This window comes from Elongatibacter sediminis (assembly GCF_037892215.1).
GTDB lineage: Bacteria > Pseudomonadota > Gammaproteobacteria > Xanthomonadales > SZUA-36 > Elongatibacter > Elongatibacter sediminis.
In genome coordinates this window covers 96,855-118,206 of the sequence record NZ_JAZHOG010000001.1, presented here as the reverse complement: position 1 = coordinate 118,206, position 21,352 = coordinate 96,855, and the positions used below count along the sequence as shown (strand labels likewise).

19 protein-coding genes are annotated in these 21,352 nt (G+C 63.6%); 12 read left to right on the top strand and 7 right to left on the bottom strand.

Features of this window, described 5'->3' with window-relative positions; genetic code table 11:
• Positions 1 to 7 precede the first annotated feature (7 nt).
• The 5 genes from V3330_RS00470 to V3330_RS00450 form a co-directional block, all read right to left on the bottom strand.
• Positions 8 to 1,093, bottom strand: a complete 1,086-nt coding sequence (locus tag V3330_RS00470) for an NAD(P)/FAD-dependent oxidoreductase (protein ID WP_354693403.1) — start codon at positions 1,091 to 1,093, stop codon at positions 8 to 10.
• 144 nt (positions 1,094 to 1,237) lie between these two features.
• Positions 1,238 to 2,011 (bottom strand): sterol desaturase family protein, encoded by a 774-nt coding sequence (locus tag V3330_RS00465; RefSeq protein ID WP_354693402.1) that lies wholly within the window; start codon positions 2,009 to 2,011, stop codon positions 1,238 to 1,240.
• Between the two features lie 158 nt (positions 2,012 to 2,169).
• On the bottom strand, positions 2,170 to 5,310 hold the full coding sequence (locus V3330_RS00460; RefSeq protein ID WP_354693401.1) for an ATP-binding protein: 3,141 nt from the start codon (positions 5,308 to 5,310) through the stop codon (positions 2,170 to 2,172).
• A gap of 98 nt (positions 5,311 to 5,408) precedes the next feature.
• Positions 5,409 to 6,329 carry a DMT family transporter gene (locus V3330_RS00455; protein ID WP_354693400.1) on the bottom strand — a complete coding sequence of 307 codons (921 nt, stop codon included), beginning with the start codon at positions 6,327 to 6,329 and terminating at the stop codon, positions 5,409 to 5,411.
• A gap of 12 nt (positions 6,330 to 6,341) precedes the next feature.
• Positions 6,342 to 7,514: a PrnB family protein gene (locus tag V3330_RS00450; protein WP_354693399.1), complete on the bottom strand. Its 1,173-nt coding sequence runs from the start codon at positions 7,512 to 7,514 to the stop codon at positions 6,342 to 6,344.
• A gap of 119 nt (positions 7,515 to 7,633) precedes the next feature.
• Between V3330_RS00450 and V3330_RS00445 the strand changes: the two genes are divergently transcribed.
• Positions 7,634 to 8,491, top strand: coding sequence for a mechanosensitive ion channel family protein (locus V3330_RS00445; protein WP_354693398.1), 858 nt, complete (start codon positions 7,634 to 7,636; stop codon positions 8,489 to 8,491).
• On the opposite strand, the gene V3330_RS00440 is transcribed toward V3330_RS00445, so the two are convergent.
• Complete coding sequence (locus tag V3330_RS00440) at positions 8,457 to 9,029, bottom strand: pyridoxamine 5'-phosphate oxidase family protein (RefSeq protein WP_354693397.1); 573 nt, start codon at positions 9,027 to 9,029, stop codon at positions 8,457 to 8,459. The two genes, V3330_RS00445 and V3330_RS00440, sit on opposite strands and share 35 nt — an antisense overlap.
• A gap of 166 nt (positions 9,030 to 9,195) precedes the next feature.
• Complete coding sequence (locus V3330_RS00435) at positions 9,196 to 9,399, bottom strand: dodecin family protein (RefSeq protein WP_354693396.1); 204 nt, start codon at positions 9,397 to 9,399, stop codon at positions 9,196 to 9,198.
• Between the two features lie 116 nt (positions 9,400 to 9,515).
• Between V3330_RS00435 and V3330_RS00430 the strand changes: the two genes are divergently transcribed.
• From V3330_RS00430 to V3330_RS00380, 11 genes are all read left to right on the top strand, one after another.
• Positions 9,516 to 10,757, top strand: a complete 1,242-nt coding sequence (locus V3330_RS00430; RefSeq protein ID WP_354693395.1) for a cation:proton antiporter — start codon at positions 9,516 to 9,518, stop codon at positions 10,755 to 10,757.
• 291 nt (positions 10,758 to 11,048) lie between these two features.
• Positions 11,049 to 12,407 carry a sigma-54-dependent transcriptional regulator gene (locus V3330_RS00425; protein ID WP_354693394.1) on the top strand — a complete coding sequence of 453 codons (1,359 nt, stop codon included), beginning with the start codon at positions 11,049 to 11,051 and terminating at the stop codon, positions 12,405 to 12,407.
• A gap of 201 nt (positions 12,408 to 12,608) precedes the next feature.
• Positions 12,609 to 12,902, top strand: a complete 294-nt coding sequence (locus V3330_RS00420) for a PRC-barrel domain-containing protein (protein WP_354693393.1) — start codon at positions 12,609 to 12,611, stop codon at positions 12,900 to 12,902.
• A 156-nt stretch (positions 12,903 to 13,058) separates the two neighbouring features.
• Complete coding sequence (locus tag V3330_RS00415; RefSeq protein ID WP_354693392.1) at positions 13,059 to 13,331, top strand: DUF4404 family protein; 273 nt, start codon at positions 13,059 to 13,061, stop codon at positions 13,329 to 13,331.
• 271 nt (positions 13,332 to 13,602) lie between these two features.
• A complete protein-coding gene (locus V3330_RS00410) occupies positions 13,603 to 13,893 on the top strand; it encodes a sll1863 family stress response protein (RefSeq protein WP_354693391.1) in 291 nt (96 codons plus the stop codon).
• 82 nt (positions 13,894 to 13,975) lie between these two features.
• Positions 13,976 to 14,509 carry a MarR family winged helix-turn-helix transcriptional regulator gene (locus V3330_RS00405; RefSeq protein ID WP_354693390.1) on the top strand — a complete coding sequence of 178 codons (534 nt, stop codon included), beginning with the start codon at positions 13,976 to 13,978 and terminating at the stop codon, positions 14,507 to 14,509.
• Between the two features lie 45 nt (positions 14,510 to 14,554).
• The gene (locus V3330_RS00400) at positions 14,555 to 16,324 is read left to right on the top strand and encodes an N-acetylglutaminylglutamine amidotransferase (RefSeq protein ID WP_354693389.1); all 1,770 of its coding nucleotides are present in this window, start codon (positions 14,555 to 14,557) and stop codon (positions 16,322 to 16,324) included.
• Positions 16,325 to 16,352: 28 nt separating this feature from the next.
• Positions 16,353 to 18,107, top strand: coding sequence for an N-acetylglutaminylglutamine synthetase (gene ngg, locus V3330_RS00395; RefSeq protein WP_354693388.1), 1,755 nt, complete (start codon positions 16,353 to 16,355; stop codon positions 18,105 to 18,107).
• A 4-nt stretch (positions 18,108 to 18,111) separates the two neighbouring features.
• A complete protein-coding gene (locus V3330_RS00390) occupies positions 18,112 to 19,236 on the top strand; it encodes an osmoprotectant NAGGN system M42 family peptidase (RefSeq protein ID WP_354693387.1) in 1,125 nt (374 codons plus the stop codon).
• Positions 19,237 to 19,419: 183 nt separating this feature from the next.
• Complete coding sequence (locus V3330_RS00385; RefSeq protein ID WP_354693386.1) at positions 19,420 to 19,593, top strand: hypothetical protein; 174 nt, start codon at positions 19,420 to 19,422, stop codon at positions 19,591 to 19,593.
• A 165-nt stretch (positions 19,594 to 19,758) separates the two neighbouring features.
• A complete protein-coding gene (locus tag V3330_RS00380; RefSeq protein WP_354693385.1) occupies positions 19,759 to 21,324 on the top strand; it encodes an NfeD family protein in 1,566 nt (521 codons plus the stop codon).
• Positions 21,325 to 21,352: the final 28 nt, after the last annotated feature.

Sequence of the window (21,352 nt, the reverse complement as noted above, 5' to 3'; positions counted from 1 at the left end):
CGTGCTGTCAAGCGGATGGGTGAGCGGCCCGGCGCGAGTCCGGCGCCAGCGAGTCGGCAATGTACCGGGCGGCACACGCGCCACTGGTCCAGGCACCCTCGACGCGGGAACCGCAGAGCCAGTCGCCGGCCAGTACGAGAGAGTGGCCATCAACGGTGATCAGGCCGTCGTGCAGCGGGTTTTCGGCCAGTGCGTAGCGCCAGCGATGTGCGCGGGTGTGGACGGGCCGGGCATCCAGTCGGCCGGGCAACTCCTGGACGGCCGCCAGCAACTGCTTCGTCACGCTTTCGGGGTCCGATTCGAGATGTCGTTGCGACCATTCCGGCCCGGCTTGCAGCACCCAGGCGTGATCTTCAGGTCTCCCGGGTCGGGCGGATTGCGCGCAGATCCAGCTCAGAGGGCCGGAATTAACGAACGCCGCGTCGTAGTCCGCCAGCAGTGGCCGGTCGAATACCGTCATCAGGGTCCAGCAGGGTCGCATGTTCACAAACCTGGCGGTTCGGCGAATGGACTTGAACCCAACCAGTTGCGCGGCCTGATCCGGTGGCAGGGTGAGCAACAGCGCGCGTGTCCGAAGAGTGTGACCGTCTTCAGATGTCAGGCGCCAGAAATCACCGTCACGGGTGGCTTCGACGCATTTCCACCCGAAGCGAACGTCGGGCAGTTGCCGGGCGGCGTCGGAACACAGCGCGTTCATGCCGGGCACGGGAATGAAGCGTTCGGTCGAGTCCGCCGCGGCTTTGATTCCCCGCCTGCTGGCAACGGCGATGCGTGCCGTCCAGGAATACACCTTTCTCGCCTCGATCCAGGTGTCGACCAAGCGTTTGAATTCCGGGTTTCGCGCGGTGAAATACTGTGCGCCATGATCGAAACGCCATTCGTCGTGACGCCGGGTGCTCATGCGGCCGCCGGCACCACGCGCTTTGTCCACGAGGGTGATGTTCAGGCCACGGGAGGTCAGTACGCGGGCGGCACTGACACCGGCCATGCCCGCGCCGATGACGATGACATCCTTCAACGCGGACGGCGTATCGACACCCGGCTTCCGGCCCGGTTCACCTCCGGGAGTTGGAGATTTTTGCTGTTCAAACATGGACGGGATCAAAGCATAGCCGAAGTGAGCGGAGAGTGAAGGGTTGGAGCGTGGCCCGCGCCAGAACGAGGCACCGGGGGAAAGTGCCGCGCCGGGCCCGGCCTGAAACGCCGGGTCCCGGGCGGCTGACTTCGTATGGCTGTCTCAGCTCGCGCTCGGCAGCGTCGCGCGATTGTCTTCGTGCCGGCGGGGACCGGGGGAACTGACATCGCGGAACAGCAGCATGTCCGTGATGCGCTCGGAGCCACCAGCGTAAAAGCCGTGCTCGCCCTGAAAGTCCTCCGGGTTGTGGAAGGTCCCGAACACCATGTCCCAAAGGGGCAAGTCCGCGTAGTTGTAGCGGTGGATGCCGCGGCCGTGATGCACGCTGTGGCTTTCGGGGCGCTGGATGATATAGCCCAACCAACGTGGCGTGCGGAAGCTGGCATGCTGAAACATGGCATTGAAAGTCAAAAAGAATGCGGCGATCACGCCGGCTTCCACACTCAGTCCGAGCAGGGGGTAGAACACCAGACTGGCCAGGGTCGTGAACATCAGATTGTCCAGCGGGTGCAGCCAGTAAGCGCCGAACGCATCCAGACTCTCCGCGCTGTGATGCATCTGGTGCCCCATCAGCCACAGCCACCGATAGCGGTGGGCGGCGCGGTGATACACGTAGTGAATCAATTCGTAAACCACGATGCCGAACACGGCCCCGAACCCTGCTCCCAGCATGCTGAAGTCGAACAGGTGGAAATCACCCAGCAGAGTTCCCCACATCACCGAGAAGTAACCCGCGAGACAGAAGCTGACGATGGTCATGACCGTGGCGCGAATCCGCCAGAATGGGGTGGAGTCGTGGCGCCGGCCGCGGATGGCCCAGTCAAGCAGAATAAAGCCCGGTATCAGGCCGATGGTCAAATAGCCGAGAATCTCCATCATGTACCTCCCCTTGCCGGTTTGGCTGTCGTTTGGATTGGCATATTTCATATCCTCCGTCGTTGCATGAGGACCGCGAGTTCGGTCCACATGACGAAGGCGTGACAGGTCCCGGAACGATGTTCCGTCAGGGGTTACAGGTGTGGTTGCAAGCGGGCTTACAGCGGTTGGAAGCTGCAGAATCGGCCAGTCTTGATGGTTTTGTCCAGGTAGTTGCCTGCATCCATGTCCTGTTCGCCGATCCGGCGTATGGCGTCGCGTACCCGGCGGGTGACATTGACGCGGGCGCGTTCCGCCGCCTTGCCCGCGGGGCGCTCACGCCCGCCGAGACCGAAGGCCCTGCCCAGCTCGCTGCGTAACAGGTTCTGCTCGTCGAGAAGTCGGGCTTCGAGATCGTCGTCGCGCCTCAGCCGGGCTTCCTCGAGTTCGTCATCCAGATCTTCCAGGCGCTTGCGGTAAGCGTCGCGAGCCGTGTGGTCCAGCAGCGGGCCCGTGCCACCCGCGTCGGGCGTTGCCTCGCCGGGTGCCACCAGATCCAGCACATGCCATTCACGGTCGGGCGAGTTGACCAGTTGTTCGAGCCAGGCCATGCCGCGGGTTGGCTGCAGAAGGGTCGTGCGACCCCTGAAGCTGAGGCGATAGACCTCGCCGTCACAGACCAGTCGGATGTCGGAATTGGCGTGCTCGCACCCCGGAGCAGGCGTTGTGGTGGTTTTGCCGGTGGCGTCGGAGACGGAATGGGCAGCGTAATCCGCGCGGATGGCGCGCAGGGCGGTGGCGGCGCCCATTCGCTCGGCGACGGATTCGGCCATGCTCAGGAGCCGGTCAGCTTCCGCGTCGCTGCCCGCCACGCGCAGCAACCGGGCCAGGGTGTGAGCGATGGGACCGTGCCAGGCCATGCCGTAGAGGCTGGCATGGGCGCAGTATTCACGCTGGGGTTCGAGCAACGGAATGATCCGGCGCGCCAGATCCCGATCACCTTTCATGACCGCGCATTCACCGATATTGGTGATGTTGGAGATCTCACGCATGCCGATCAGGCGGTCGATGGCGCCGGGTCCGCAAAGGGCATCGGCACCCGCGCGGTCACCGGCCGCAAGCAGGTAGCGCGCGAACACCGGTCGGATGAACAAGTCATCGGAACCTGTGGCAGTGCACGCCTCGGTGATGCGTTGACGCAGCCTGTCGAAGCCCGGCCTATCCAGGGTGCCTGCTTCGAATTCCAGACACAGCGCCTGGATGGCCAGCGTCATTTCGGCGGCGTTGTCCTGCGCCTTGCGAGCGTGCTCGCAGGCGGCCGCATTGTGTGCAGAGGCCGCTTCGAATTGACCTCGTATCTGAGCCCTCAATGCCTGCGCGCTCTCGATCTTCCAATCGTAGTGCGGCAGGTCGATGCGGCGCGCCAGCCGCTCCAGGGTGTCCAGTGCCAGATCGAAAGCGGCGGGATCGCCGGATTCCATTGCATCCACCATCAGCAGGGCATGACCGCGGAACTCGGCGGTGATTTCACCCGCTGCGCGCGCCATGTCGGCGAATTCGCGATTAAACCCGGTACGTTGCGGGACCGGTGTCATGTCCATCATGGCCGCGATGGCGGATGCGAGGGTGTCGAAAAGCACTTCGGAGTCACCGGTTTCGCGTGCCAGTTCAATTGCTTCGTGCGCCATGCGGACCGGCATGTCGGGTTCGGGGTCTGGCTGCAGAGCGGCGGCCAGGCGGGCCTGCAATTGCGCGTGCAGGCCGGTTTCGTTGCCAGGGAGGACTTGCAACGCGCGGCGCAGATAGCGAACCAGCACGGGGTCGACGCTGGCGATGACGAAAACGCGACCGTAGGTCAGGGCAGCCTCGGCCATGAGTCGGGGGGACTCGAGTGTGCCGGCGAGGGCAAACACCTCGTCACACAGTTTGCGTCCGGCTTCGAGGTTGCCGGCCTCGAGCTCCACGCGGGCCCATTCCAGTATCAGGCTGCAACGTTCGACGGGGTCGGCCCCGGGTCCCGCGCCGAATGCCTCCACCGCCTTGCGATAGACCTGGCACGCTTCGGTGAATGCCAAGCGCTCACGGGCGTGCCGTGCAGCCTGCTGCCAGGCCCGGGCGGCTTCACGCAACGACCCGGAGCCGGCCGCGGTCAGGTGTTCGGCGAGTTCGGACCAGTGCCCGCCCAGGCCGCTGTGCAAGGATTCACTCAATTGCTCGGCCCGAACCCGGTGCAAACGCATCCGCTCTGTCGGGTCCAGATCGAGGTAGAGAATGTCGCGGTAGAAAATATGCGTGTAGCGGAGCGCAGCCGGACCGAGATGCCGCAACAGCCCCCCCATTACTGCTGGCTGCAGGGTTCGCTGCAGCGACGCCTCTTCCGCTTCGGTCAGCGCAGCCAGGGTTGGAATGTCGAACTCTCGGCCCAGCACCGAAGCCTGCCCGAGCAAGTCGCGGCAGTCTGGCGGCAAGGTGCCGAAATGCTGGCGAATGACCTGTTGCAGATTTGCCGGAAGCTGGGTCGGCAACTCGGTGTCGTGCCGGTTGCGCAGCAGGGCCGAGATTTCCGTGACGAACAACGGATTGCCCTCGGTGAGTGCGTGCACCTGTGACGCCAGTTCACCCGATGAGTCATCCTCCAGCGAGGGCTTCAGCAAGGCGTTGACTGCCTCCATGTCGAGCGCACGCGGGCGCATCACGGTCGCGGAGCGTGCGCACTCGCCCAGCAGTGAAGCCTTTCCCGTGAGTTGGGCGTCCCCTTCGCGCCAGGTTCCGACCAGAAGCACCGGAAGCTCGTTCAAGAGGGGGCAGAGGTAACGCAGCAGCAGAAGTGAATCGTGGTCGGCGGCGTGCAAATCTTCGAGGATGGCGACAAATGGCCCGGTCGTGGCGGTGGCGCGTAAAATCCGGCGCGCCGAATCCAGCAGCTGGAATCGCGCCTGGTCGGCATGAAGGCGAGTCGCTTTCGCTGCATGTTCGCGATACGGGTCGCTGGCCAGTTCGGGCAGCAGGCGTTGCAGGTGTGGCTTGACGGCTTCCGGCAAGTCGCGTTGTTGCAGTATCTCGCGTAAACACTGCATCCACGGCCAATAGGGGGGAGCCCGACTGGCCTCCCAACTGAATCCCCAACTCGTTTCAATGCCGGACTGCCGTGCGCGTGCCGCGGCCCAGCGGGCGAGGGCGCTTTTTCCAATGCCGGGTTCGCCAACGATGAAAATTACCTCGCCCCGGCCCTGGTGCAGTGCGGAAATCGCCACCTCGAGGGCTTCTTGTTCCCCGCTCCGCGCCTGCAGCGCGGGCAGCGCGTGGGCGTTGGTGTCCATGCATTTATGATAGACCAAGCCTGCAGGTACACCAGCGAGAGATATTCTCCGGGACGCAACGGGTGTCCCGGAAACAGGCTCCTTCCGAAGGGGAATGTCTAGGCGTCTTTTTTCCGGGGGGCGCCGGCCCGCGCAGCGAGGACCAGTCCGGCAATGACCAGGCTGCCGCCGAGCAGGTGATAGCCGAGTAGCTGCTCGTCGAGGAAAATGATGGCCAGGATGCTGCCGAAGACCGGGATCAGGTTGATGAACATCGAAGCCCGGCTGGGCCCGATGATGCGGTTACCGGCATACCAGCCCAGGTTGCCGAACACCGTGACCAGCAGGGCCAGGGCGAGGATGGCCGCCATGCTGGTCATACTGACCGGTACGGATTGCACGGTCAGGGTTTCCCACAGATAGAACGGCAGCAGCATGACCGTCCCGCAGACACTGATCGCGAACAGGGCGGCGAAGATGCCCAGTTCCCGTGGCAGTCGATGCAGGTTCAGGGCGAATCCGGCGAATCCGCACATGGCGAGCAGGGCGATGAAGTCGCCGGAAGAAAGATCCAGGCTCAGCAACACATTCAGGTCGGCCCGGGTGATCATGATGGCGACCCCCAGGAAACCCAAAAGCACGCCCAGTGCGCGCGGCCGGGTCATGGTTTCGTGGAAAACCAGCCAGGCGAAGAATACGGTCAGGGTGGGCTGGATCGCGTTGATCAGGGACACGTTCACAGCGTAGGTCCGGGTCAGCGCGACCAGGACGAGGGTCGTGCCGCCAACCATGAAAAAGCCGAGCAGAGCGGCGGCTCCCAGGTGCTGGCGCAGCAGGGGCCAGTTGCGGCGCATGCCGGGCAGCGCGAACGGCAGAAAAATCAATGCGCCGGCCACCCAGCGCCAGAACGACAGACCGATGGGCGGGATCGTCTCGTGCACCCCGCGGCCGATGATGTGGTTGCCGGCCAGGAAAAACGCCGTCAGAGTGAGTGCCGCGTAGGCCAGTCCGCTTGATCTGGAACCGGGCTGATCATCCATGAGGAGGCTCCGTCAGCCCAGGCTGTCGCGCAGGCGCCTTACGTCGGCGTGGCGGGTGGGAATGTCATCGCGGTCGGCGGCCAGGCGCAGGTCCCTGAGTTTCTCCAGGGATCTCAGCAGCACCGGCAGCGGTGGTCCGCTGGCGGTGAGGTTCTCATGGTGTTCTTCCTCGAGATTTTCCGCCGGCTTCTCGATGAATTTGTGGACCAACTGATCGTGGTGCTGTTCGGCGGTTTCGCCATGACGGCGGATGACCTGCAGGAACTTGCCGAGATTGGATCGATACCATTCCTCGTTTTCGTGGACCCCCACGTGGTCGAGAAACTCGTCCATCAGGCTGCGCCGACGCATGGTGTCGCGCAGGATGGCCTGGTCTTCCGGCGTCATGTACAGAAATTTGTCCACCAGGAGTTGGGAATAGTAGGCGTGATCGGCATTGCATACGCCGAGCAACAGGTCGATCACGTTGATGCCGGCGAAGTCCCCGGCATTGGCCCCGCGATATACGTGCAGCCCGACCCGGTGCGGCTTGAAATAGGGTCGAACGCTGTAGAAGAAGCGGTCGGTGTCCAGTTTTGCGAACAGCCGCTCGTTGTAATCGAAGACATCGTTCAGCGCATCCAGCGCGGCCTCGAGCAGGTCGTGGGTCACCGGGTGCGACACGCCCAGAGGGAGGATGCGCAGCAGGGCATCCGCGGCCCGTTTGTAGGCCATGACCGCCAGGGTGTTGTACTCGATGAAAATGGATTCGTCTTCCAGGGACGTGAAGCTCTTGTAGCGGCCATTGATGGCCCGGCTGTGAGTGCTCATGTGGCTGGTGGCGAAGCGGGGCGTGACGCCGAGCGAGGCGCCGAGCTGCATGGCCAGGGCGGAGGCCTCGTGCAACGGAGAACGGTTGTCCCGATGTGCCTGGGTGATGCCGTGCCGTTCACAGGCCGCCATGAACAGTCCGACGTTGCCCAGCAGGTCGAACCCACGGTCGAAACCTTCGTCGGTATTACCTTCCGCCAGCAGGGTCTTGATGTGGGCCTCGCCTTGCTGCCGCAGGTTCGACTTGAGGTCTTCGCCGACGTCCTGCGTGTTGGCGCGGTCCTCCTGCACGAAATACAGTTCTTCCAGCTCCGTATTGATCTCAACGAAACTGCTGCGTATCCATTGGTCGAAAGCTTGAGAATTCTGGGACATGGGGTCACACCTGGAGTCGTAATCAGGCGATGATGGTATAACGAATGAAGGAGTGATTGTCCGGGGGCGCGTAAGTTTTTGCACCGACAGTCAGCGTTTCCACAAACGGAGAGTTCGGCATGGACTTCATCATCAACAGCCTGCGCACTGACTGGCAGGCGTTTCTGGCCTATTCCCCGCGCCTGCTGTATGCGGCGATCGTGCTGGTGGTTTTCGCCATCGCCGCACGGGTGTTCGGGCATCTGGTCGGGCGGGTCATGCGGCGCAGTGAACGCCTGCGGCCCAATGAACGCTACGTGCGGCGGTTACTGACCTGGACCGTTCGGGTGGTGGGCGTGATGGCCGCGCTCGGAGTGATGGGATTCGAAGGCATCGCGGCCAGCCTGCTGGCCACCGGCGGGGTCGTCGCCATCGTGCTGGGCTTCGCCTTTCGTGAAATAGGCGAGAATCTCCTGGCCGGGCTGTTCCTGGCTTTCAGCCGGCCGTTCGAAGTGGGAGACCTGATCAAAACCGGGGGGCTGACCGGCACCGTGCGGGCCATCGACATTCGTTCGGTTCACATTCGCACCTTCGATGCCTGCGATGTGTTCGTGCCCAGCGCCCAGATTTTTCGGGTGGAACTGTACAACTACACGCGCGACGGACTGCGCCGTCCCTCGTTCACGGTTGGAGTGGCCTACCATGACGAACCGGATGTGGTGATCGATTTGCTGGAACGCACCGTCAGAGACACCGGTGACGTGTTGCCCGAACCCGCCGCGCGGGTGCAGATCAGCAACTTCGCCGCCAGCCACATCGAGTACGAGGTGCTGTTCTGGGCCGACTTGAACACCAGCCGCCGAGATCTGCTGAGCCTGTGCAATGACGTGAAAATACGTTGCTGGCGCGCGCTGCAGGAAGCGGACATGACCTTCAGTACCGACGTTTCCACGGCGCTGGACATCAAGACCCTGCCGCCGGTCGCGCTGGAGTCCTGAGCGCACGCCCCGCCTGGCGGGGCCGGATTTTGGCATGGCCGCTCAGAGAGCGATCGTCGGCCTTCTCGCCGCGAATCAGGGCCTTTCCCGCCTCCCACAGAAATTCCAGCCGACGCAATCCTGTTCGATCCCAGTATTCGGCGTACTCGGGAGTGACGACCAGCAAGTTGAGGTGGGGATCTTCCGCGCCGTCCGGGAACCACAGGTTCATGGATGGTGACCAGAGTTCGCGCGCCAACTGCGCATCGGTTTCGACTCGGGCGGTTCCGGTCAGTGACAGGTAACGTTCGCCATCCTGCAGGGTGATGCACAGGGCAGGCGAGCGCAGGACTTCCTCGAGCTTTTCATCATCGGAACGGGTCGCGAAGTAAAGCCGGGCGCCGGCGTCGTGACGGGCTATGGCCATGGGGCGGGCCCGCGGCTTGCCGTTCAAAGACGAGGTGACCAGCATGGCGGTATCGAATTCCGCGATCAGCCGGTCGAGTTGAGCGGGATCGTTGTCCATCGCCGTGTCGGTTTCGGGCGAACGGTGATTCATCGATGTTTCTCCCGGCCGCTCCCGGCGGCCAGCGTATTGTCTACAGGGGGTGTCTCGCATCCGGTTGAAGATCACGCCAGGGACCGGGCTGGTGCCTCAGGTGTCCCTGGCGCGCTCGATGACGCAGTGCCGATGTGAATCGGCCGGGTCAGTTACCGATTGGCATTTATTCGTCGAGCAGGAAAGTGACCTTGAGGTTGACCCGCCATTCGGTCACCTGGTTGTCGTTGACCACCACGGATTGCTCGTTGACCCAGGCCGACTGGATACCGTGCACGGTTCGCGAGGCGCGCTGAATGCCCCGGGTGATCGCGTCTTCGAAGCTCTGGGTGGATGCGGATGAGATTTCGGTTACTTTGGCTACGGACATGTTCTGTGCTCCTGTGAAACGGTTTCGGGGCGCGCTGAAAAGTGAGGCCCCACGCACCCATCTTAGATGCAATCATCATGCCAGCGAGCGTTGTTTGAATCGGCTATGTTGCACCGATGGAATTGCTGTACATCCTGTTGATACTTCTGGTCGTCACCCGCGCCTGTTCCGAATTGGCGGTGCGGATGAATCAACCCGCCCTGGTGGGGGAATTGCTCGGCGGTGTGCTCATCGGGGCCGTCATCGCGCTCGGGTTCGATGCCTCGGATGCCATCGCGCAGCTCGACGAAGACGAGACCTTTCAGGCGGTGCTCGACCTGGCCGTCTTCTTCCTGATGCTGCTGGCCGGTATCGAGATGCGTCCGGGTGACCTGGCCCGGGCCACCGGCCGTGCGGTGCCGATCGCGCTGGCCGGCATGCTGCTGCCTCTCGCGCTGGGCTTCGGGCTGGGGTGGTGGTGGCTGCCGGAATCGGACTGGAAGGTCGCCCAAAGCCTGTTCATCGGGGTCGCGCTGGCCATCACGGCGGTGCCCGTAGCGGTCAAGGTATTGGTGGACCTGGGCCAATTGCAGACCCGGATCGGGCAGGTCGTGATTGCCGCCGCCGTGATCGACGATGTACTCAGTCTCATTCTGTTGGCGGTGCTGACGTCCCTCATCACCGCCGGCGAAAGCGTGACGGCCGGATCCCTGCTCCGGATCGCGCTGAACGTCGCCGGGTTCTTCGCCGTTGCCTGGGTGGCCGGGCGCTACGTGCTGCCCCGCGTGGGCAGACAGGTGCGGCGCCTGGCCACCGAGCATGCCGATTTCAGCCTGCTCATCATTTTTGGCCTGGCCCTGTCCGTGCTGGCCGAATGGCTGGACATGCATTTCCTCATCGGCGCGTTCGCGGCCGGCGTGCTGTTCACCCGCAACGTGGTCGGCGAGGACACGCATGAGAAACTCGAATCGCAGACCGAAGCGGTGACCCTGGGTTTCCTGGCGCCCGTGTTCTTCGCTTCGATCGGCATTCACCTGAATACCGATGCCATTCTGCAGGCCCCGCTGTTCCTGGTGGTGCTGCTGCTCGCGGCCACCGTGGGCAAGCTCGCGGGCTCCGGTATCGCCGCTCGGCTGGCCGGCTTTTCCGGTCGTGAGTCTCTGGCCATCGGTTCGGCCATGAACGCTCGCGGCGCGGTGGAGATCATCATCGCGGACATCGCGTTGCGTGCCGGTCTGTTTCAACATCCCGACCCGCCGCCTCCGGCCATCGACTACCTGTTCTCGGCCATCGTCATCATGGCCATCGTCACCACCCTGATGACCCCGTTGTCGCTGCGCCGCCTGTTGTCGCGCGGCCTGGATGGGGGCGGGCGCTGACCGGAACGGTTGTGCCGGATCGGGTAAGCGGGGTCGTTCGCGGAGCAGGTGGCGGGCGTGGATTCGGGGCGTTTTCGCTGAAATTCTTACAAGTTTTTTTGCACAATGTTCCGTCAGGGCTGTCCCTGGCCGTTTGCTGCCGTGGCCTCTGGAGCGTGCCGCGGATCCGGGGCGTGCGCCGTGCCGATGCAACTGGGGTAAACTTCACTCTCCCCGTTTCTGTTCCGCGAAAATTCGCGGCGGGCAGGGCGGTTTTCCGTACCGGCGATGGCCGTCAGGCCCGGAGGCCTTATGCCGAATGCACTGGTCATCGATGATCAGACCGAGTCCCTGCTGCAATTGAGCGAAGTCTTCAGTGATGCGGGTTTCCACGTGGAAACGGCCAGCGACCTGAAGACGGCGCGCGACCGTCTGCTCAAGCAACTGCCCGAAATCGCCATCATCAACCTGCAGGTCGGTGACGACGAGAGCGAAGAGGAGGCGTTTCGGGTGTTCGGACGCGCGGACCTGGGGCAGGTGATGGAAATCTACCTGGTCAGTGATTCAACCGATCATCACCGCGCCGCCCGCGGGATGCAGATCGGCGCTTCGGATTTTTTCGAGCGCCCGGTTGACCTTGAGCGCCTGCGCGCGAACCTGGACCGGTTTCTGGCGGAGATGGAGTCGGACCCGGACCCGGACAGCGATGCCAACGTCCACAAGAGCGGGCGCGGACTGCTCAAGGGCGAATCACCGGCCATGCAGCGGGTTTACCGCCTGGTGCGCAAGGTGGCGCCCACCGAAGTCACCGTTCTGGTGGTGGGCGAGAGCGGTTGCGGCAAGGAGTTGATCTCCCGCTCCATTCATGAGCTCAGCAATCGGGCCGACGGACCTTTCGTGGCCATGAACTGCGGCGCGATATCCGGTGAATTGATCGAGAGCGAGTTGTTCGGCCATACCAAGGGCGCGTTCACAGGCGCCCACGCCGCGCACACCGGTTTTTTCGAGCGCGCGCGCGGGGGCACGTTGCTGCTCGATGAAATCACCGAGATGGATCTCGAACTGCAGGTCAAGCTGTTACGCGTGCTGGAAACCCGCACCATTCGCCGGGTGGGCGGTGAGAAGGACATCGAGATCGATGTGCGATTGATCGCCGCGACCAACCGGGATCCGGAAGAAGCGATCGCCGAAGGCGCGCTGCGTGAGGACCTGTACTACCGGCTGGCCGAATTCCCGATGCGGGTTCCGCCGCTGCGTGAGCGCGGCGACGACATCGTGCTGCTGGCGGAATTCTTCCTGGCCGAACAAGTGGAGCGCAACGGCATCGACAAGGCGCTCAGCGACGAGGTCAAAGAGCTGCTGCGCCTGCATCAGTGGCCGGGCAACGTACGCGAACTGAAGAACGCGGTGGCGCGTGCCTACATCATCGCCGGACCGGAAATCGTGGCTGACGATCTGCCCGGTTCGGTTCCGGCCGGGGGAGCGTTGAGCGGCGACTACGTGCGCATCCCGGTCGGTTCTCCGCTCGAGGTGGCGGAGCGCCGCGTGATTCTCGCCACCCTCGAACACTTTGAGAACGATAAACCGAGGGCCGCGGACGCTCTGGGAATCAGCCTGAAGACGCTGTACAACCGCCTCAAGAAATATCAGCGACGCGAATCTGCGGATTGAAATTTTTTTAAGAGGGTTGCAATTCCGGGGGGTGGATGGCGCCGCGGGTGCGGCTTGCCGTCCGGGTGAATCCGAATTTCCGCTCCGTTCCCCCTTTTGGCGCGTGGCATGTTTCATGCATTGATATACGGGACACGTCCGCGGCGGGCACCGCCACCGGGTCGGCCGGGCGTTCCGAGCCAAACCAGGAAGTAAATTGCCATGACAGAGAAGCCAGACAGCAGGCGCGCGGATCTCAAGCAACTGGCCGATCAGGAAGTGATCAACCGGGAAGGCGCCGAACTCGGTGCCGTGGACCAGATCATGGTCGACGTCGCCGACGGCCGCATCGAGTATGTGATCCTCACCGTCACCGACGAGCAGAACGGATCCGATCGACGGGTCGCCATACCCTGGAGCCAGTTTCGCCTGTCGGCGGATCGACATTGCCTGGAGCTGGACATCAGTCTGCGCATCCTGAACGCGGTGGCCCGCAACCGAAACGTGCTGGGTTGATTCAGGGACGGCCGGCACGGGCCTGAGTCACACCCCGGTGATCGTCTGCCCGCGATTGCGGCAACGGGGGTCTGGACCCGTGCCACCGCGCGTGGTGGAATAGTCCGACCGGCATTTCTTCCGCGGCCGCCGGTCCGCCGTTGAATGGAAACCCGAATGGCTGACCCGGAACTCAGGCAGTTACTGAAAGACCTGCACGAAAGCCTCGAGGATACGCGTGAACTGGACCCGGAAACCCGGGCCCTGGTGCACGAACTCGACGAGGATATACATCGCCTGGTCGCCCCGGAAGAGGAGACGGGCGCCGACGACATCGAGTCCGCACGGGACAAGGCGCGCGAATTGCAGGCCCGCTTCCAGGCCGAGCATCCGGTGGCCGAGCGTTTTTTCCGCGAAATCGTCGAAGTGCTTTCCAAAGTGGGCATCTGAGTCGCGGCTCCACGGCGCGCTGCAGATCATTAACCGGTCTCCACCGCTTACTCACTGACGTTCACCAACCCCTCCCAGCGCCTTTCCGGCGCGCGGTTTTACAAAGGGCTTTGTCAGATGTTCCGTGTCGGAGCAGCGGGTGATCCGCAAACCCGCCCAGGCCGCGCCATTCGGTATCGGCATCGTTCTTGCATGGATATTCCTGTCCGGCCCTGCTGGCCGGCACCGGGCGTGCCCGGTTGAATCGCACAGACCAAGGAGGTTGTTATCCATGTCAGAGACTCGTAAAGCCATGATGGACAAGCTGGACGCCAAGGTGGAACTCGCCGGCGCCCGGTTGAACCTGCTCAGGGCCAAGGCACGCGATGCGGAAGCCGATCAGCGCGTGAAACTCAACGAAAAGATCCGTGAACTGGAGTCGCGGCGTGACGATGCCTCCGATCAGCTCGATCGACTCAAGGATGCCAGCGGTGATGCGTGGCAGGATCTCCGTGATGGTGCCGAAGAGGCCTGGCAATCGCTGTCCAGCGCGGTCAGCGACGCAACGGCCCGCTACCAGTGAGGGCGTGATCCCGCTGTGATGGCAGGCCCCCGGTTGGGGATTTCGGTAGATATTTTGTGCTCAAAATATTAGTATACAAAGTATGTCTCGCGCCCCTGAAAACCCGGAGATCGACGGTTCCGAATCGCCGCACGAGGAGAGCGTGTTGCGTTCGATACGCCGAATCACACGGGCCATCGACCTGTACAGCCGCAAATTGGTTTCCAGTTGTGACCTGACCGGGCCGCAACTGGCCTGCCTGCGGGAACTGGCGCGACTGGGCGAGCTACCGACGACCCGCCTGGCGGCGGCCGTCAGTCTCAGCCCGGCGACCGTAACCGGCATTCTGGACCGGCTGGAACAGGCCGGTCTGCTGGAACGTCAGCGTCCGGAGTCCGACAAGCGTTGCGTCATGGTCACCTTGTCGGCGGCCGGCCGTGACGCCTTGCGACACGCTCCGCCATTGCTGCAGGACGGTTTCACCCAGCGCTTTCGCGCCTTGTCGGCAGCCAGCCAGTCGCAACTCGACCGGGCGCTGCAGGAAATTGTCGCGATGATGGAAGCCGAAGAACTGGATGCTTCACCGCTGCTGATACCGGCCGAAGAACCGGCTCGTTCAGCCTCCGGTTCTTCCTGACACCCCGCGGGCGCCCCCTGCCAATCTGATACGAGGACACTGCAGATGTGTGGAATCGCCGGACTGATCCGGTTCGACGGTGAGAAACCCGAGCGCGCGGCCGTTGAACGCATGATGGCGCGCATGGAAGCACGAGGTCCCGACGCCCGGGGCCTGACCGAGGCCGGCAACGGGCTGTTCGGGCATCGCCGGCTGAAGATCATCGATCTCAGTGAGCGCGGCGCCCAGCCCATGTTGCGCGAAGATCTCGGGCTGACCGGGGTCTTCAACGGCTGCATCTACAATTTTCGCGAATTGCGTGGTGAACTCGAAGCCGCCGGTTACCGCTTTTACAGCGAGAGCGATACCGAGGTTGTCCTGGCCGCCTACCACGCCTGGGGCGACTCCTGCGTGGAGCGTTTCAACGGCATGTTCGCCTTCGTGCTGCACGATCGGGAACGCAATGGCTACTTCGCTGCACGCGACCGGCTCGGCATCAAGCCGTTCTACTACCACGAGACGCCGGGTGCCTTCGCCTTCGCCTCAAGTTTGCCGGCACTGCTGGCCGGCGGCGTGGACGATACCCGGCTGGACCCCGCGGCACTGCACCGCTACCTGAGTTTTCATTCCGTGGTACCGGCGCCGAATACGGTGCTGCGCGCCATTCGCAAGCTGCCGCCGGCTACCCGGATGCGCATCGACGCCGAGGGTCGGCGGCACGAGGAAATCTACTGGACACCGTCGTTTCGCCGGGACCCCGATGATGGCGCCGGTTTCGATGAACTGCGTGAGCAGGTGCACGACACGCTGATGAAGGCGGTCAAACGCCGCCTGGTGGCGGACGTGCCAGTGGGGGTGCTGTTGTCCGGCGGGCTGGATTCCAGCCTGGTGGTCGGCCTGCTCGCAGAGGCGGGCCAGACCGGCCTGAACACGTTCAGTATCGGCTTCGAGTCGGCCGGCGGTGAAGAAGGAAACGAATTTCGCTATTCCGATGTTATCGCCGCTGAATTCGATACGCGGCATCACAAGCTGCAGATCGATTCCGGGCAACTGGTCGAGCATCTGCCGGACTGTTTCGCCGCCATGTCGGAGCCGATGGTGAGTCACGACAACATCGGTTTTTACCTGCTGAGCCGTGAAGTGGCGAAGCACGTGAAGGTGGTGCAGAGCGGGCAGGGCGCGGATGAGGTGTTCGGGGGGTATTTCTGGTATCCGCCGATGATGGACAGCGCCACGCCGCTGGAAGATTACGCGGAACTGTTCTGCGACCGCGATCACACGGAGATGTGTGAGGTGCTGATGGATGGTTATCTGGGTGAGGACCACAGCCGGAGCTATCTGACGCAACATTTTGAAGCGGCGGATGCCGAACACCCGGTCGACAAGGCCTTGCACATCGACACCACGGTGATGCTGATCGACGACCCGGTCAAGCGCGTGGACAACATGACCATGCGCTGGGGGCTGGAGGCACGGGTGCCGTTCCTGGACCATGAACTGGTCGAACTTGCGGCGCGCATTCCGCCGGAGATGAAAGTGGGCAATGGCGGCAAGCACATTCTCAAGGAGGCGGCGCGATCCGTCATCCCGGCGGCCGTGATCGATCGGCCCAAGGGCTATTTCCCGGTGCCGGAACTGAAGTACCTGAGCGGGCGCAGCCTGGCGTTCGTCCGCGACGCCCTGAACAGCGAAGCCTGCCGCAACCGCGGACTGTTTCGCGGTGAGTACGTGAAACGCATGCTGGACGAACCCGGGAAACACATCACGCCACTGCAGGGCTCCAAGCTCTGGCAGTTGGCCAGCCTGGAGATCTGGCTACAGACGCATGGCCTTTAACCGACGTTCTTCGCAGGAGGCACGGCCGATGACGCAACGCAAGCCAGGCAACCATCGCATCGAGCGGCGGTCGAGCCCTTCCGGCGGCACCCAGGTGACCGAGCCACTGCAGCATCGCGGCGAACCGGTCGAAGAGGATGCGGTCGTCGACTGCGGCTGGGGGCGCCTGATTTTCGCGCACACCTTCGCCGACATCGGCCGCCTCGTGAAGACGGTGCGGGCCGAACGCAAGGGCCGCCGCGACCTCGCGCTGTACCTGCGCGATCCGCACGTGGTGCTGGCCCAGGCGCCGCAGGAACTGTTCCTGGACCCGTCGCATACCTTCCGCTTGTGGCTGTCGAATTACCTGCCGGGTCGCATCCAGCCCAACGGTTTTGACATTCGCCGCCTGCAGACGGAAACCGACGCCGAGGATATTCAGCGCCTGTTGCTGAGCCGCAACATGGTCGCGCCGGAACCGGATTTCATCTGGGATCAGCGGCGATCGCGTGAACTGACGTGGTTCATCGCCGTCGACAGCGATACCGACCGGGCCATCGGCACCGTGCAGGGCGTCGACCACAAGCGCGCCTTCAACGACCCGGAGAACGGCTCGAGCATGTGGTGCCTGGCGGTCGACCCGCAGGCCCGCCAACCCGGAATCGGACGCTGCCTGGTGGCCCGTATCGCCGACCATTACGCGGCACGTGGCCGGGCCTTCATGGATCTGTCGGTCATGCACGACAACGATGCCGTCATCCGCTTGTATGAAAAGATGGGGTTTGTGCGCATACCGGCCTTCAGCGTCAAGACCAAGAGCGCCATCAACGAACCGTTGTTCACCGGGCCGCGGCCGGATACCGGTCTCAACCCCTATGCGCGCATCATCATCGACGAGGCCAGGAGGCGCGGCGTCGGCGTCGATATTCTGGACGCCGAACACGGTTACTTTCAGCTCAGCCTGGGTGGACGCAGCATCATCTGCCGCGAGTCACTGACCGAGTTGACCACGGCCATCGCGCTCAGCCGCTGCGACAACAAGCGGGTCACCTACCGGGTCGTTGAACAGGCGGGCATCACCGTGCCGCGGCAGCAGCCGGCGGGTGAGCCGGATGAAAATCACGCCTTTCTGCGTGATTGCGGCCGCCTGGTGGTCAAGCCCGCACGGGGCGAGCAGGGCAATGGGGTCAGCGTCAATCTGTCCACGCCCGGAGAGCTGGATGCGGCCGTGGAATCGGCCCGGCAGGCTTGCGACGAAGTCCTGCTGGAAGAGTATCGGAAAGGCCGGGATTTACGGGTGATCGTCATCGATTACCGGGTGGTGGCGGCCGCGATTCGTCTGCCACCCAACGTGACCGGCAACGGTCAGCTCACCATTCGCGAACTGATTGACAAGCAAAGCCGGCGGCGTGCGGCGGCCACCGACGGTGAAAGCCGGATACCGCAGGATGCCGAAACCGAGCGTTGTGTCGCCAATGCAGGCTATGCGCTGGACGACGTGCTGGAGGACGGTGCGGTCGTCGATGTGCGCGAGACCGCGAACCTGCATACCGGTGGCACCCTGCACGACGTCACGGACGAGCTCTCGCCCACCTTGCGGGACGTCTCGATCCGCTGTGCCAAGAGCCTGGACATGCCGGTGGTCGGCCTGGATTTCATCGTGCCGGCGGCCGGGTCCGAGGACTACGTGTTCATCGAGGCCAACGAGCGTCCGGGCCTGGCCAATCACGAGCCGCAGCCGACGGCCGAGCGTTTTCTGGATTTTCTCTTTCCGCAGACCGCGGTGAAACTTGCCGAGGAGTAGAGCCTTGCACGAAACCATCGACACCGAATACCTGACCGACTTTCTGGAAGCTCTGCTGGCGATTCCCAGCCCGACCGGATACACGGATCAGGTCGTACGCCGATGCTGTACCGAACTCGATGAACTCGGCGTCGACTACGAACTGACCCGACGCGGTGCCATTCGCGCGGTGGTCCGGGGCGAGAGTCGCGACCCGGCGCGGGCGATGATCGGACACGTCGACACCCTGGGTGCCCAGGTGCGGCGGCTGAAACCCAATGGCCGGGCGGCGCTGGTGCCCATCGGTCACTGGTCCAGTCGCTTTGCCGAGGGGGCGCGGGTGACCTTGCTGACCCGTTCGGGAGCGTACCGGGGAACGATTCTGCCGCTGAAGGCTTCGGGCCACACCTTCGGCAAGGAAGTGGACACCCAGGAAACGGATTGGGACCACGTTGAACTGCGTATCGATGTGGAAGCGAACAACGGCGCGGATCTGGCCGAACACGGGATCGCCATTGGCGATTACGTGGCCATCGACCCGCGGCCCGACATGCGCGACAACGGCTATATCAATGCGCGCCATCTCGACGACAAGGCCGGCGTGGCCAGCATGTTCGCCGCGATCAAGGCGCTGCTCGCGGGCGACGTGCGCCTGCCGGTGGATACCTACTTCCTGTTCTCCATCGCTGAAGAGGTCGGTGTCGGTGCTTCGGCCGTTCTGCATGGTGAAATCGCCTCGCTGGTCGCCATCGACAACGGCACCACCGCGCCCGGGCAGAACAGCTCCGAGAAGGGGGTCACGATTGGCATGGCGGATTCGGTCGGCCCGTTCGATTATCACCTGACCAACAAGCTCATCGACCTGTGCATCGAGGACCGGATTCCGTTCCAGCGCGACATCTTCCGCTATTACCGCTGCGACTCGGCCTCCGCGATCGAGGCCGGAAACGATATACGAACGGCTTTGATCACCTTCGGTGTCGACGCCAGTCACGGGTACGAGCGGATCCACCTCGACGCACTGGAGTCGGTGGCGCGGCTGATGGTCGCGTACGCGCGCAGCCCGGTGCAGATCAAACGCGACCGGGAGGAACTCAGTTCACTGAAGGGTTTCACCCGGCAACCGACCGAGCTGTCCGAAGAGGCCTGAAGACGGTTTTGCGTGCCCGTTCTGTATGTGAGAACTTTTCTCTGAACGTTGCGATAATACGTTGAAATCATGAGAGGAAGTGCCGGTATCTGAGTGCATTCAGGTGCGCCGGGCCGAGACCGGTGACCTCCCGCGCATCTACGAAATCGAGCGCAGAAGCTAGCCGCCGCAGCTGCGCGCGGCATGTGTCACTCCATCGAGGATTACATCCGGGCGGTGACCGACGGCCGGGTGAAAGACCGTTTCCTGCCTCTGTACCGCCGCCTCGGCTTTATGTTCGCCACGCCGCTGGCGGGCTATGAACCCGACCACGGCAGCCTCGACTACTGCATTTTCAGTTGCCGGGAACTCGGCTGAGTTTTCCGGGGATTGCGCGGGATCATCCGCGCAGGCGGCGGCGATGGCATTCGGGCCGCCGATCTGCTTGAATGAACAGGCCCTGAGCGGCGTAAGCCGCCGCGTCAAAGCCTGCGTTCCGTAGGCCGGCGCGTATCCCCGAATCCAGGGCAGGAGTACCTGTCCATGCACAATGCAGTGGCCGCGATCACCCGGTTCCGCCCGCGTCCGGTGGTGTTGGCGGTCGCGGGCGTGCTGGTGCTCATCGGGCTCGTTCTGGGTCTGAACACCGGCGCCGGCAGTGCGGAGGCGCAAGTTCCGGACGAGCCGGTCGCGACCACGGCCACGACCACTGACGTTCCGCTGGTACTGCGCATCGACATCGCCGGGCCGATCGGGCCGGCGACCGCCGGGTTTGTCGTCAGTTCGCTGGAGGCCGCGATCGAGCGCGACGCCGCGGCGTTGTTGATCCGCATGGATACGCCGGGCGGGCTGGACCTGTCGACCCGCGATATCATCAAATCCATCCTGAACTCACCGATTCCGGTCATCACTTTCGTGGCGCCGGAAGGCGCGCGGGCCGCCAGTGCCGGCACGTACATACTGTATGCCAGCCACGTGGCGGCCATGAGCCCGGCGACCCACGTCGGTGCCGCGACGCCGGTATCCATCGGTGGGCCCCCGGGGTCGAAGCCCGATGCGCCCACGCCGGCTTCCAGGCCCGATATCGACTCTGAAACCGAAACCGGGTCGGAGAGAAACGGTGACGGCGACGGAAACGAACAGGCCGCCCCTGAAGCCGGGCCGGAAGACAATTCCGAATCCGAATCCGAATCCGAATCCGGGACGGAGTCAGCGCCACTACCGGGCGATGCGATGAGCCGCAAGGTGCTCAACGACGCCGTCGCCTACATTCGCGGACTGGCCGACCGCCACGGTCGCAACGTGGACTGGGCTGAACTGGCCGTGCGCGAAGCCGCCAGCATCACCGCCGAGGAAGCGCTGGAGATCGGGGTCATCGACCTGATCGCCCGGGACGCCGAAGATCTGTTTGCGCAGGCTGACGGACGCACCGTGGCACTGGCCTCCGGCGAGCGGGAACTGGTCATCGACAACGCGCGCATCGAGCAGCGCGAGCCGGACTGGAAAACCGAATTCCTGGGGGTGATCACCAGCCCCACCATCGCCTACATACTGTTGCTCATCGGCGTGTACGGCCTGATTCTGGAAGGTTATAACCCGGGCGCGATCCTGCCCGGCGTAGTGGGCGCGATCTGCCTGCTGCTGGCCTTGTACGCGTTCCAGATGCTGCCGGTGAATTACGCGGGCTTCGGGCTGATCGCGCTCGGCGTGATTCTGATGATTGCCGAAGCGCTCGCGCCCAGTTTCGGCGTGTTGGGCATCGGCGGCATCATCGCTCTGGTCATCGGGTCGATCATCCTGATCGACACCGACGTGCCGGGCTTCGTGGTTTCACGGCCGCTGATCGGCGCCATCGCCCTCGCCAGTGGTGTCGGCCTGATGGCCATCATCGGTTTCGCGATGAAGGCGCGGCAGCGCCCGATGGTGGCCGGCCGCGAGGAATTGATCGGCTCGTCCGGTGAAGCCCTGGAAACGTTTAGCGGGGATGGGTTCGTCTTCGTCCATGGCGAGCGCTGGCGGGCACGGAGCCAATCGCCCATCGAGGCCGGGAGCGGCATCAAGGTCGTAGGCGTCGACGGACTGACTCTGGAGGTCGAGCCGGCGGATTAGCCGGTTCCGTCTCCGAATACTTCGGAGG

Bases quoted from the DNA above. Each gene is read 5' to 3' on its own strand.
- V3330_RS00405 (WP_354693390.1), top strand. From the start codon at position 13,976: ATGTCTCGCGCCCCTGAAAACCCGGAGATCGACGGTTCCGAATCGCCG.
- V3330_RS00445 (WP_354693398.1), top strand. From the start codon at position 7,634: ATGGACTTCATCATCAACAGCCTGCGCACTGACTGGCAGGCGTTTCTG.
- V3330_RS00415 (WP_354693392.1), top strand. From the start codon at position 13,059: ATGGCTGACCCGGAACTCAGGCAGTTACTGAAAGACCTGCACGAAAGC.
- V3330_RS00380 (WP_354693385.1), top strand. From the start codon at position 19,759: ATGCACAATGCAGTGGCCGCGATCACCCGGTTCCGCCCGCGTCCGGTG.
- V3330_RS00410 (WP_354693391.1), top strand. From the start codon at position 13,603: ATGTCAGAGACTCGTAAAGCCATGATGGACAAGCTGGACGCCAAGGTG.
- ngg (WP_354693388.1), top strand. From the start codon at position 16,353: ATGACGCAACGCAAGCCAGGCAACCATCGCATCGAGCGGCGGTCGAGC.
- V3330_RS00450 (WP_354693399.1), bottom strand. From the start codon at position 7,514: ATGTCCCAGAATTCTCAAGCTTTCGACCAATGGATACGCAGCAGTTTC.
- V3330_RS00430 (WP_354693395.1), top strand. From the start codon at position 9,516: ATGGAATTGCTGTACATCCTGTTGATACTTCTGGTCGTCACCCGCGCC.
- V3330_RS00465 (WP_354693402.1), bottom strand. From the start codon at position 2,011: ATGGAGATTCTCGGCTATTTGACCATCGGCCTGATACCGGGCTTTATT.
- V3330_RS00385 (WP_354693386.1), top strand. From the start codon at position 19,420: ATGTGTCACTCCATCGAGGATTACATCCGGGCGGTGACCGACGGCCGG.
- V3330_RS00400 (WP_354693389.1), top strand. From the start codon at position 14,555: ATGTGTGGAATCGCCGGACTGATCCGGTTCGACGGTGAGAAACCCGAG.
- V3330_RS00420 (WP_354693393.1), top strand. From the start codon at position 12,609: ATGACAGAGAAGCCAGACAGCAGGCGCGCGGATCTCAAGCAACTGGCC.
- V3330_RS00440 (WP_354693397.1), bottom strand. From the start codon at position 9,029: ATGAATCACCGTTCGCCCGAAACCGACACGGCGATGGACAACGATCCC.
- V3330_RS00435 (WP_354693396.1), bottom strand. From the start codon at position 9,399: ATGTCCGTAGCCAAAGTAACCGAAATCTCATCCGCATCCACCCAGAGC.
- V3330_RS00425 (WP_354693394.1), top strand. From the start codon at position 11,049: ATGCCGAATGCACTGGTCATCGATGATCAGACCGAGTCCCTGCTGCAA.
- V3330_RS00470 (WP_354693403.1), bottom strand. From the start codon at position 1,093: ATGTTTGAACAGCAAAAATCTCCAACTCCCGGAGGTGAACCGGGCCGG.
- V3330_RS00460 (WP_354693401.1), bottom strand. From the start codon at position 5,310: ATGGACACCAACGCCCACGCGCTGCCCGCGCTGCAGGCGCGGAGCGGG.
- V3330_RS00455 (WP_354693400.1), bottom strand. From the start codon at position 6,329: ATGGATGATCAGCCCGGTTCCAGATCAAGCGGACTGGCCTACGCGGCA.